Origin of the sequence: Mycobacterium sp. 1465703.0 (assembly GCF_001672975.1) — a bacterium.
Taxonomy (GTDB): domain Bacteria; phylum Actinomycetota; class Actinomycetes; order Mycobacteriales; family Mycobacteriaceae; genus Mycobacterium.
In genome coordinates this window covers 41,515-53,043 of sequence record NZ_LZKU01000076.1, presented here as the reverse complement: position 1 = coordinate 53,043, position 11,529 = coordinate 41,515, and the positions used below count along the sequence as shown (strand labels likewise).

Annotated in this window: 8 protein-coding genes and 1 tRNA gene; 5 read left to right on the top strand and 4 right to left on the bottom strand. The window is 64.9% G+C overall.

Features of this window, described 5'->3' with window-relative positions:
- Positions 1 to 24: 24 nt before the first annotated feature.
- Together A5625_RS07175 and A5625_RS07170 are read left to right on the top strand one after the other, a co-directional pair.
- The gene (locus A5625_RS07175) at positions 25 to 1,767 is read left to right on the top strand and encodes an MFS transporter (RefSeq protein WP_066990772.1); all 1,743 of its coding nucleotides are present in this window, start codon (positions 25 to 27) and stop codon (positions 1,765 to 1,767) included.
- Between the two features lie 114 nt (positions 1,768 to 1,881).
- Entirely contained in the window at positions 1,882 to 3,483 is a 1,602-nt protein-coding gene (locus A5625_RS07170) for a bifunctional aminoglycoside phosphotransferase/ATP-binding protein (RefSeq protein ID WP_066990769.1), read from the top strand.
- A 65-nt stretch (positions 3,484 to 3,548) separates the two neighbouring features.
- Here A5625_RS07170 and A5625_RS07165 read toward each other — a convergent pair whose 3' ends face one another.
- Positions 3,549 to 4,466: a YgcG family protein gene (locus A5625_RS07165; protein ID WP_066990766.1), complete on the bottom strand. Its 918-nt coding sequence runs from the start codon at positions 4,464 to 4,466 to the stop codon at positions 3,549 to 3,551.
- Positions 4,467 to 4,681: 215 nt separating this feature from the next.
- On the opposite strand from A5625_RS07165, the gene A5625_RS07160 reads away from it, so the two are divergent.
- The 3 genes from A5625_RS07160 (at position 4,682) to A5625_RS07150 (ending at position 7,632) form a co-directional block, all read left to right on the top strand.
- Positions 4,682 to 6,088 (top strand): aldehyde dehydrogenase family protein, encoded by a 1,407-nt coding sequence (locus tag A5625_RS07160; RefSeq protein ID WP_066990763.1) that lies wholly within the window; start codon positions 4,682 to 4,684, stop codon positions 6,086 to 6,088.
- A 140-nt stretch (positions 6,089 to 6,228) separates the two neighbouring features.
- Positions 6,229 to 7,446 (top strand): N-acetylmuramoyl-L-alanine amidase, encoded by a 1,218-nt coding sequence (locus A5625_RS07155; protein WP_369829990.1) that lies wholly within the window; start codon positions 6,229 to 6,231, stop codon positions 7,444 to 7,446.
- 115 nt (positions 7,447 to 7,561) lie between these two features.
- Positions 7,562 to 7,632 (top strand) — tRNA-Cys (locus A5625_RS07150).
- A 42-nt stretch (positions 7,633 to 7,674) separates the two neighbouring features.
- Here A5625_RS07150 and A5625_RS07145 read toward each other — a convergent pair.
- From A5625_RS07145 to A5625_RS07135, 3 genes are all read right to left on the bottom strand, one after another.
- Positions 7,675 to 8,073 carry a YchJ family protein gene (locus A5625_RS07145; protein ID WP_066990877.1) on the bottom strand — a complete coding sequence of 133 codons (399 nt, stop codon included), beginning with the start codon at positions 8,071 to 8,073 and terminating at the stop codon, positions 7,675 to 7,677.
- Positions 8,074 to 8,184: 111 nt separating this feature from the next.
- Positions 8,185 to 8,721 carry a hypothetical protein gene (locus tag A5625_RS07140; protein ID WP_369829992.1) on the bottom strand — a complete coding sequence of 179 codons (537 nt, stop codon included), beginning with the start codon at positions 8,719 to 8,721 and terminating at the stop codon, positions 8,185 to 8,187.
- A gap of 92 nt (positions 8,722 to 8,813) precedes the next feature.
- On the bottom strand, positions 8,814 to 11,486 hold the full coding sequence (locus A5625_RS07135; protein ID WP_369829989.1) for an adenylate/guanylate cyclase domain-containing protein: 2,673 nt from the start codon (positions 11,484 to 11,486) through the stop codon (positions 8,814 to 8,816).
- Positions 11,487 to 11,529: the final 43 nt, after the last annotated feature.

The following is an 11,529-nucleotide window of genomic DNA, read 5'->3' as shown; positions in this document are numbered from 1 at the left end:
TGACTGAGGACGACTGCGATATAGATGACTGACAGTCCTGCGGCAACGAACCCGATGCTGGCCCCCGCTGAAACGAACAGTCGTCGGCCCCGATGGGACCGGGACCACCCGCGCTACAAGTGGGTCGCACTGTCGAACACCACGCTGGGCATGCTGCTGGCGATGATCAACGCGTCGATCGTGTTGATCTCATTGCCCGCCATCTTCCGCGGGATCGGATTGGACCCGCTGGCCCCGGCCAATGTCGGCTACCTGCTGTGGATGCTCATGGGCTATCTGGTGGTCACCGCGGTCCTGGTGGTGTTCGTCGGACGGCTCGGCGACATGTTCGGGCGGGTGCGCATCTACAACTTCGGCTTCGCGGTATTCACCGTCGCGGCAATTGCGCTGTCGTTGGATCCCTTTCCTCTCGGCGCCGGCGCGCTGTGGCTGATCGGCTGGCGCGTCATTCAGGGGATCGGCGGTGCGATGCTGATGGCCCTGTCGGCAGCCATTCTCACCGACGCGTTCCCCAGCAATCAGCGCGGCATGGCACTCGGATTCAACATGGTCGCGGCAGTCACTGGCTCGTTCCTCGGCCTGATGATCGGTGGGCTGCTATCGGAGTGGGATTGGCGAGCGATCTTCTGGGTCGGTGTGCCGATCGGCGTGCTGGGCACCGTCTGGGGGGTGCGCTCGTTGCACGAGATCGGAGTGCGCACACCGGGATCCTTGGATTGGCCGGGCACGGTGACATTTGGCGTCGGATTGACCGTCGTACTGGTCGGTATCACCTACGGCATTCAGCCGTATGGTGGCCATGCCACTGGCTGGACGAGCCCGTGGGTACTGGGCTCGATCGCCGTTGGCCTGCTGTTGCTAGTCGCGTTCTGCATCATCGAATTGCGGGCAGCCCAGCCGATGGTCAACGTCCGGTTGTTTCGGTCGACCGGATTCGGAATGGGCAACTTGGCGAACCTCATGTCGTCAAGTGGCCGCGGCGGCTTGCAGTTCATGCTCATCATCTGGCTGCAGGGCATTTGGTTACCGCTGCACGGATATCGCTTCGAGTCGACGCCACTCTGGGCGGGCATCTACATGCTGCCGGCGACGCTCGGATTTCTGATCGCGGCACCGGTGGCGGGGTGGCTGGCGGACCGGTTCGGCGCGCGGCCGCTCACCGTCGGTGGGATGTTGCTGATGGCAGCCACTTTCGTCGGGTTACTGATGATTCCGGTGAACTTCGATTACCCGATTTTCGCTCTGCTGATTTTCCTCAACGCGCTCGGCGGCGGCGTCTTCACCGCGCCCAACACCGCAGCGATCATGTCGAGCGTGCCGGCCAACGAACGCGGAGCCGCGTCTGGCGTCCGGTCGACGTTCTTCAACGCCGGGTCGGCGCTGTCGATCGGTGTCTTCTTCTCGCTGATGGTCACCGGGCTGGCACACACGCTGCCTCAGGCACTGAGCAGCGGGCTGCAAGCGCAAGGCGTCTCGGCGGCGGTAGCACAGGACGTTGCCGACCTGCCCCCGGTTGGCAGCTTGTTCGCTGCGTTTCTGGGCTACAACCCGATCGCCGAGTTGCTCGGCCCGGCGCATGCGTTGCAGGAACCTGGCGTCAACACCGCAGTGCTCACCGGCAAGTCGTTTTTCCCGGAACTCATTTCGGGGCCGTTCCACGCCGGACTGGTGGTGGTGTTCGTCGCGGCGGCGCTCATGATGTTGACGGGTGCGTTGGCGTCGATGGTCCACCCTGGGCGCTACGCGGGTGAGGTCGAGGAAGTGTAAGTGCGGGCGCGTCCGCCGGTACCGCGATACCGTCGGGCAGCGGGCGACATCGGACGGCGCCCGCCCGAGCGCTCCGTCGAACTGGCGCGCCAGTAGTGTTCATTCGGCGAGACCATGACACACGCCTTCGACCCAACCGGACCCGACGGCCGCCCGCGGATCGTCGATGACTTGCTGCGACCCGATGCCTACGACCCGCCGACCGAAGACCTGCGTCTGCACGAGACGCACAGCTCGTGGGTCGTGCTCGCCGGCCCCTACGGTTACAAGCTCAAAAGGCCGGTGAACCTCGGCTTCCTCGACTTCACCAGCATCGAGCAGCGCCGCGCCGACTGCGAAGAGGAGCTGCGCCTCAATCGGCGGTTCAGTCCCCAGATGTATTTGGGAGTCGTCGAAGTCACCGAGCGAGACGGTCACTACCGCATCGGCGGCGAGGTCGGTGCGGGCGAGCCGGCGGTGTGGATGCGGCGTCTACCGGAAGAGGGCATGCTGCCGGCCAAGCTCGCACGCGGCGAAGTCGACCTACGTCTCGCGCGACGAATCGGTCGCACCCTGGCCAAGCTGCACGCCAGGGCCGAAACCGGCCCTGACATCGATGCGTACGGCGGCCCTTCCAGCGTCATCGCGAACTGGCAAGAGAACTTCGACCAGATGGGTCCGTTCGTCGGTCGAAGCATCTCGAGTGACGTCAATGAGGACATCCGTAGCTACGTCGACCAGTTCCTGCGGACGCAGACGCCGTTGCTTGAGCGGCGGGTGGCCGACGGGCACGTGCGAGACGGCCATGGAGACTTGCATGCTGCCAGCATCTGCATCGACGACGGCCAGATCCTGCTGTTCGACAGCTTGCAATTCGCACCACGTTATCGGTGCGCCGACCTGGCCTCCGAAGTCGCGTTTCTGGCCATGGATTTCGAGTACCACGGTCGTTCCGATTTGGCTTGGGCCTTCGTCGACTCCTACGTCCGGGCCAGTGGCGACGATGGGCTGCTCAGCCTGCTCGACTTCTATACCTGCTACCGCGCCTACGTTCGCGGCAAGGTGCGCAGCCTGCGCCTGGCACAGACCGAACAGAATTCCGGTGGTGAAGGACGTCAGCTCATCGCGGAGTCGCGGGCGTATTTCGACTTGGCGTGGGCGCACGCGGGTGGCCTGCCCCGTCCGCCGATGGTGGTGACCATGGGCTTGCCGGCAAGCGGCAAAACCACGCTGGCGCGCTCGCTGGCCGGCCGACTCGGGCTGGTGCACCTCTCGTCGGACGTGGCGCGCAAGCGAATGGCGGGCATTGAACCCACCCAGCGGGGCAACGATGCGTTCGGCTCGGGTCTCTACGACCGGGCGATGACGCGGAGCACCTATGCCGCGCTGCGCCGCGACGCCGCGCGGTGGTTGCGCCGCGGCCGCGGCGTTGTCGTCGACGCGACGTTCGGCAATCCGGATGAGCGGGCCCAGATGCAGCGGCTTGCGCACCGGCTCGGGACCGACCTCCACGTCGTCTTGTGCGATGCGGACGACGCCACCCTGATCGCGCGACTTGAACGGCGCGCCACAGAAGCGGGTGTGGTCTCGGACGCGCGGATCGAGCTGTGGCCCGAGTTGCGCGCCGCGTTCACGCCTCCCGATGAGCAGCCATCCCTGTTGCGCGTCGACGCGACGCGGGATACGGAGGGGACCGTCGAGCAGGCGCTGAAGTTGCTGCGCGCCGCCTTGCGCTGACGGCAGGCTGCGGCCCCTTAGAGTCAAATAGCCTGCCCGCCTTGCGGTTTGGCGGATATCACCGGTCAACGCGTAGATGTGTTGCCGCGCCGTCGGGGCGTGCGGTGCGCTGCGAGCACGTCGGCGTTGGCCAAGGTTTGCGCCTGAGCGGCCAGCGTCGATGCCCGGTTGGCATAGGCAATCGCTTCGGTGTCGCTTGTCGATTCCTTGCCGTGCGCGGCTGCCAGATGCCGTTTCGCCTCATCGAGCCGGGCCTGGGCCTCGGACCCGATGTTGGTGTGATGCCTGGCGACGTAGTCGGAGATCTGGCGCAATCTGGTGTCCGCGGTGGACAACGCCTGCTGCGCCGACTGATCGCGCCCGTCGATCTCCGCTGGCCCACCACTCGCCCTAGCGCGCCGACGGCGGCGCGCGCGAAAGAGCAGGAGAAGTAGCACGAGGACGACCAGTGCAACGGTGACGCCGATCGCGATCGGTACCCAGATCGGCTTCGACGAGCTTGCCGGCTGTGACGAGCTAGTCGATTTGTCCAACCCGTCGGCCGCCGCAACCGCGGCACCGCTCCAGTCCTTAGCGCCCAGCACAGGTTCGATTTGGTTGCTGCGCAAGCTGTTCAGCTTGGCCGGTGTCAGGCCCTGCGCCTGCGGGACACTCAACGCGTACAGCTTGGTGTTGGTGGCCACGGCCAGCAGCGCATCGCGGTCGCCCATCCCGCTGACACTGCGGGTTCGGTCGGCCCAGTTCTCGGGCTTGAACCGGGAGAAGTTGTCGACGTAGACAACCCACAATTGAATGTGGCGGTCGCGGTACAGGCGGTCGATAGCAGAGTTGACCGCGGCTCGGCCCGAATCCGTCAACACCCCGGTGCTGTCAGTGATGTGATCGGTGAGCTTGGCCGGGGGCTGCGCGCCCGCGGGACTGGCCCACAACAGCCCCGCTGTGAGGATCGACAGGACCGCACCGAATAGGCGAACTTCCCGCATGGGCTAAATCTAGCGGTCAATCTCCGCCGGGGCGGGCAAGGCGCAAACCCGCGACCAAGGATTCACGGGACCTACGCCGCACGTCGATGACCAGCGGAATCCATCGGCACCCCTGGTCGGGCACGGGTCCCAGCCGTACTGGACACCTCGTGGTTACGCGCGTAACCTCTCGCGCGACGACAGGATTTCCCGCGAGCGAAGGGCCATGAGGAACATTGAGTAACACCATTGCGGTCTTCAACCCGTCCAACGAGGAGCAGATCGCCGAGGTCCCCGATTCCGATCAGGCGGCCGTCGACGCGGCGGTGGCTCGGGCGCGCGAGACCTTCGAGTCGGGCGTCTGGCGCAAGGCGCCCGCGTCGCACCGTGCGAACGTACTCTTCCGCGCCGCGCGCATCATCGAGGAACGCAAAGACGAGCTGGCCGCGCTCGAAGCCCAAGACAACGGTATGAACCTGACAGCGGCGGGCCATATCATCCCGGTGTCGGTGGACATGCTGAAGTACTACGCCGGCTGGGTCGGCAAGATCCACGGCGAGTCGGCCAATCTCGTCTCCGACGGTTTGCTCGGCACCTGGGAGACCTACCACACCTTCACCCAGCTCGAACCGGTCGGCGTCGTCGGCCTCATCATCCCTTGGAACGGACCATTTTTCGTCGCGATGCTCAAGGTCGCGCCTGCCCTGGCGGCGGGTTGTAGCGCCGTTCTGAAGCCCGCCGAGGAAACTCCGCTCACCGCGCTGAAGTTGGAGGAGATCTTCCGCGAGGCGGGCCTGCCCGACGGTGTGCTGAACGTCATCACCGGCTACGGCGAGACCACGGGTGCCGCGCTGACCGCGCACCCCGACGTCGACAAGATCTCGTTCACAGGGTCGACGGAGGTCGGGCGGCTGATCGTCAAGGCGGCAGCCGGCAACCTCAAGCGGCTGACCCTCGAACTCGGCGGAAAGTCGCCGCTGATCATGTTCGAGGACGCCAACCTCGACAAGGCCATCATGGGGGCCGGCATGGGACTGCTCGCCGGCTCGGGGCAGAACTGTTCCTGCACCTCGCGCATCTACGTCCAGCGCCCCATCTACGACAAGGTGGTCGAAGGCCTTGCCGCTTTCGCTCAGATGCTGCCGATGGGCGGCAGCGACGACCCCGACTCCGTGCTCGGGCCGCTGATCAGCGACAAGCAGCGCAAACGTGTAGAAGGCATCGTGAACGACGGGGTGGCCGCGGGCGCGCAAGTGATCACCGGCGGCAAGCCGATGGACCGCAAGGGCTACTTCTACGAGGCGACGATCGTCACCAACACCACCCCCGATATGCGGCTGATCAAAGAAGAGATCTTCGGGCCGGTGGGCTGTGTGATCCCGTTCGACGACGAGGACGAAGTGATCGCCGCCGCGAACGACACGCACTACGGGCTGGCCGGATCCATCTGGACCGAGAACCTGAGCCGCGCCCACCGCGTCGTGAATGAGCTTCGCGCAGGCCAGATTTGGGTGAATTCCTCGCTCGCGGCGGACCCCTCGATGCCAATCAGCGGCCACAAGCAATCGGGGTGGGGCGGCGAGCGCGGCAGGAAGGGTATCGAAGCTTACTTCAACACCAAGGCGGTCTACATCGGCCTCTGATCGGGAGCTGCGCCGGCGTTCGTCTCACGGTTTGTATCCATTGAATCCCTGTTGGCACTTGCGAACCCGCCGCGTTAAAACCGTTTTCAGCTGCGGCGGGTCGCCTTAGCAATACTGTTACCGCGAGTTACCGTGTTGCCGTGCTTCATTGGTGCGGGTGCTCAGCGTCACCGTGCGTCTCGCGCCGTGATGTCCTCAAATACGTTGCGGCCGCACCTATCATGCTGGGTTTGGGCACCGCCGCATCGGGGCTGGCCCAAGCCCCGAGGGCGGCGGCAGAGCCGGCTTTGGTCGCGGCGGTCGAGGTGCCCGGACAGGTGCCCACTATCATCAGTCGCGCCCAGTGGGGCGCCGACGAGTCGAAGCGCAGCCGAGCACCCGTGTATGACAACGGAATCAAGGCCGGCATCGTGCACCACACCGCCACCGTAAATGACTACGCGCAGCAGGATTCGGCGGCAATCGTACGGTCGGTCTACGACTACCACACCCGCACGTTGGGCTGGCCGGACATCGCCTACAACGCCCTGGTCGACAAGTACGGTCAGGTGTTCGAGGGTCGATTCGGCGGGATGACCAGAGCGGTTCAGGGCACCCACACTGGCGGGTTCAATAGAAACACCTGGGCGGTGTGCATGATCGGTGAGTTCAATGCGGTCGGCCCCACAGCGATTCAGGTGCGTACCGTCGGACGCTTGCTCGGTTGGCGGCTGGCCATGGATGGCATCGACCCGCAGGGCAGTGTCGCGTTGACATCGGACGGCGGCCCCTATACCCGCATCCCCCGAGGCGCCGCCGCGAACCTGCCGTGCATTTTTGCCCACCGCGACGTCGGCGACACTGACTGCCCCGGCCACATCGGATATGGCCTGATGAACCAGATTCGGGAGACCGCCGCGCGGTTCAACAAACGCCCCAGCGCCCAGGACTTGGCGCAGTCGCTACAAGGTACTGCTATCTATGACCGCTGGCAGGCGATGGGCGGTCTAAACAGTGCGCTGGGCGCGCCGATGTCGCCGGAATCGCAAGGGGCGGGAGCCACGCGCTACGTCGTCTTCGAGAAGGGAGCGATGTACTGGTCACCCGCCACCGGTGCCCAGCCCGTCACGGGTGCCATCTACGCCGGGTGGGGCACCCTGGGCTACGAGCACAGCCCGCTGGGGCTACCGACCAGCGCCGAAATGGACGAGCCCGGTTGGGTCATCCAGAATTTTCAGCACGGCACTCTGAACTTTGATCGGGGAAGCCGGGCAGTCGTCAGCGTGATTGACGGTGCCGCTGCAGTGGTGCCGCCGCCGTCTGCCGACGGTCCGCCCGTGCAGATTGAGCGGTTTTCGCCAGCGCGCAACCGCGTTTGACCGGCCGCGCAGTTCCGCCCATCGGGTCTTGGCGCGTCAGCGCCGCAAATCGAAATGATCGGGCCGAGGCAAACACTGGGCTGCGGTGACTCGGGCTGGCAAGGTAGCGATTCGTGCGGGTGTGGCTGAGTGGCTAGGCAGCGGCCTGCAAAGCCGTACACACGGGTTCGAATCCCGTCACTCGCTCAACCAAGAGATGGTGCAGCTTCTGTGTCACCCTAGAGGCGGCTATTCATCTTCGGTGACGGCGACGAGGTAAAACCATCGGCCGGCGCGGCGCTCGAAACGACTTCGTTCATGCAGGCTTCCGGGGCGGCCCCCAGCCTCGAATAGTGCTCTGAACTCCACCTCGCCCTGAGTGTCGGCGGAACCACCCGCGACGGTATCGAGGACCTCTAGGCCTTTCCAGGTGATAGACGGGTCAATGCTGACGTCGGTTGGCCGCGTACGCGGGTGCCAGGTGCGGAATAGATAATCGGCGTCACCGTGCGCATATGCCGAATACCTCGATCGCATCAATTCCTCGGCCGATCGGGCGTGCAACTCACCATGGTGCAACGGCTCGCAACACGCTTGATAGCTAGCGCCGCTGCCGCAAGGGCAAGGCGGCCCGAGAAACTCCCCCACATCCACGAGCTTGACAGACCATTGCGGGGGCTTCGTCAGCGGACATAGATCAGTCTCGCAACAATCTGCGCCAGAGGGCCTTCCGAATGTCAGATAGTCAGTGGGTTTCCACTAGGTATGGACCTTCCAGCCGGCCAATGGAGCGGGTGCCGCCGGAGCGTCGGGGTCATTGAACTCGATGTAAATGTCACCCTGCTTCACGGTGCTGTCGTAGCCGATGAATCCGTGGGCGGTTTGGCCATTGGTCACGCTGCCCGAGCGCAGCGGCGGCGTTTTGTTGACCTTCTGGTAATCAAGCACCGATGAGCCGCCCTGGATGTCGCGATATGGATCTTGCCGCCACGGCGAAGAGGCGGCGGTTATGTAGGTTTCGCCGTAGTGGAAGGGTGCATCGGATTTGCCGACGATGGTGAGCTCGATGACGTTGCAGCCTCCTCCCCCGGTGCAACCGGACGAGACCCAGTTCGCATTGTTGAGCGTGACGTCGGCGGTCGCGGCACTGTACTCCGTGACATGGATGGTGGTGCCGGAATTTCCGGTCGGGAACGGCGACTGTTGGGTTGTCGGGTCGGCGATGCCGCGCGGCGCTGTGGTGCCCGCAGTAATCGCCAGCAATGTCGCAAGCAGCGCGCTCAAACGAGTCGATATGGCCACTCGCAAACGATAGCGCGCCCTCCAACATCCAGCCTCTGACGTCGGACGTCGGGGCTCGAACCCACTGGACACGCGACTCGCGCAACTCAGCCAGAGTGTTCGAGTTCCGCGCGGGCCCTTTCGATTTGATCGAATGCGTAGGCCGCCGCCGCAGCGATGGTCATTGCTTCGCCCTGGCGAGCGAGTGATTGGTAGGTTTCCTCGCCGAGGACGTCGCGTAGGTGGGCGATTGCCGTGTTGAGTTTGGGATAGCTGGCAAGCGTGAAGGCGGATGCGGCGAACCCACTCATGGTCGCGGCCTGTTCGTGGTGCCCAAGGCGGTTCAATTGACAGGTGAGGACTGCCAACGGGTTTCGCAGGTTGGCCACACTGCCGGAGTCCTCGTAGTGGCGGATCGCCACCGTTAGGTATTCGAAGAATTGGTTGGGGTTGGTTTCGGTAGTCGCAACGATCCACATCGTTACCGCCGCCGCTGATTCCAGCTGCCGGTTGCCGCTCTCCCCGGCGATCGTCAAGGCTCGCCGTAGGGCGTCATACGCGGCGACGGTATCCGCGTCGTGGTAGGCGAGGCCATGCGCCAAGAGCGCGAAGCAGGCTTGCACGGGATTGTGCGAGGCTTCGGCCACGTCGAGCAGCCCTTCCGAGGCCACCCTCGCCTCGTCACCTTCACCCATGAAATACAGCGCCATGACCAGACATGCGCGGGTGATCGGAAGAGGGCCCAACTCGGCCGCGATCGCGCCGCGGCACAGGTCGGCCCACCGGTAGGACTGGCCGGCATGGCTGTACACAATGCCGGTCGCAGTTTGTAGCTCGTACGGAACCTCGTCGAATCCTCCGCGCTGCGTTATCCGGTAGCTGGCATCGAGGTAGCCGACGGCGTCGTCAACCCGCCCGGCCGCGTGGCACTGCGCGGATACCACATAAAGCTGGGCAAGGCGCGGATGGTCGGTCTTGCGTGCAAGTCCGATGAGCTCCTCGGCCCAGGCGACGGATTCGTACTGTTCCACATGGAAACCCAAGAACGTCGCGTAGACGGCGATGGCGGCGGCGGTGTTTAGGTCGCTGTTGTCGGCTGCCCACCGAAAAGCCGCGCGCAGGTTTGCCAGCTCGACGGCGAACCAGGCGTAGGCCTCGCGCTGTCGGGGGCTGTCCCACAGCGCCATGATGTCGGCTTCCCGGCCGGCGAAGTAGCGTGCATGCGCGGTCCGAACATCGGCTGCCATACCGGAAACGACGAGTTGGTCCTCGGCGAACTGGCGGATCGTCTCCAGCATCGAAAATCGCGTGCGGTCCGACGTCCGGTCTGCGATTAGAAGCGACTTGCGCACCAGCGCATCCAGCAGGTCCAGCGTGCCGAGTTCGTCACCACAATCGGCCACCGCGCACGCGGCGGGAAGATCGAAGCCCCCGGCGAACACCGAACACGCCGCCAATAAAGACTTTTCGGCATCATCGAGGTGGTCGTAAGACCATGCCACAGCGTGGCGCAGGGTTTGGTGACGTTCGAGTGCGCGTCGCGATCCCACCAGCAGCCGGAATCTGTCATCGAGCCGGTCCCGCAGCTCGGCGACCGTCATCGAGAGCAGACGCGAAGCGGCCAGCTCGATGGCCAACGGGATCCCATCGAGACGGCGGCAAATCTCGATGACCGCCTCCACCTCAGCGGCGGTGGCCATCGAGAACCCCGAAGCGACGCTACGAGCGCGCTCGACGAACAAATCCACCGCGGCAGAGTCGATTCCCGCGCCAAGTCCCAGCGATGGCACCAGCCACAACTGCTCGTCGGCGACGCCCAACCCTTCGCGGCTGGTGGCAATAATCGTCACCGTCGCGGACCGTGCGAGGATCGCCTCGATGAGATCAGCTGCGACGTCACGCACGTGCTCGCAGTTGTCGAATATCAACAGCCGCAGCCTGCCCTCCAACGCGGCGGCCACCGAGTCGCTCACACTCATCTCGGGTCGTTGCGCGATGCCGAGCACCGACGCCACCGCGTCGGGCACCGAAGCCGGATCGGTGACCGCGGCCAACTCGAAAAGCCAAACACCGTCGGAGAATTCGTCAGCAAGCCGAGATGCGGCCTCTACCGCCAGCCGGGTCTTGCCCACCCCGCCGACACCGGTCAACGTCACCAGCCGATGCGCCTTGACCGCGGCTTGTACCTCGTCGAGTTCGGACGCGCGCCCGATGAAACTGGTCGCAGCACGCCGCAGGTTTCCCGGGCTGGTCTGCAGCACCCGCAGCGGCGGAAACTCATCCTGGAGCCCAGCTGCTCGAACCTGAAACAGACCAACCGGCGTTGGTACGTCCCGCAACCGTCGCTGCCCCAGATCGACGAGATCTACCCCGCTGAGCAGGCCTGCCGTCGACTCGGCCAAAAGGATTTGACCGCCATGGCCGGCCGCCATCACTCGCGCCGCACGGTTGAGCACCGCACCGAAGTAATCCTTGTCGCGCAGCTCGGCTTCGCCGGTGGCGATGCCCATCCGCACCGGCAACTCCAGCGCCCGCTGCGCGGCCACCGCCGCGGCTACCGCAGAGCGCGGCGAGCTGAATGCGGCACACACCCCGTCACCGGTGTGCTTGAACATGAAACCGCCGTGCGTCTCAATCGCGGAGCGCACCACCTTGTCGTGCGCGGCCAGCGCCGCCCGCATTTGCTCGGCGTCGGTCTCCCACCGACGGGTCGAACCCTCAACGTCGGTGAACAAGAACGTCACTACCCCCGAGGGAGCAGCCCCCGGCTCAGTGGACACCCCAGCAGAATGCCACATGAGCGAACCGTCCGGAGCGAAAAAA

Bases quoted from the DNA above. Each gene is read 5' to 3' on its own strand.
- A5625_RS07175 (WP_066990772.1), top strand. From the start codon at position 25: ATGACTGACAGTCCTGCGGCAACGAACCCGATGCTGGCCCCCGCTGAA.
- A5625_RS07170 (WP_066990769.1), top strand. From the start codon at position 1,882: ATGACACACGCCTTCGACCCAACCGGACCCGACGGCCGCCCGCGGATC.
- A5625_RS07165 (WP_066990766.1), bottom strand. From the start codon at position 4,466: ATGCGGGAAGTTCGCCTATTCGGTGCGGTCCTGTCGATCCTCACAGCG.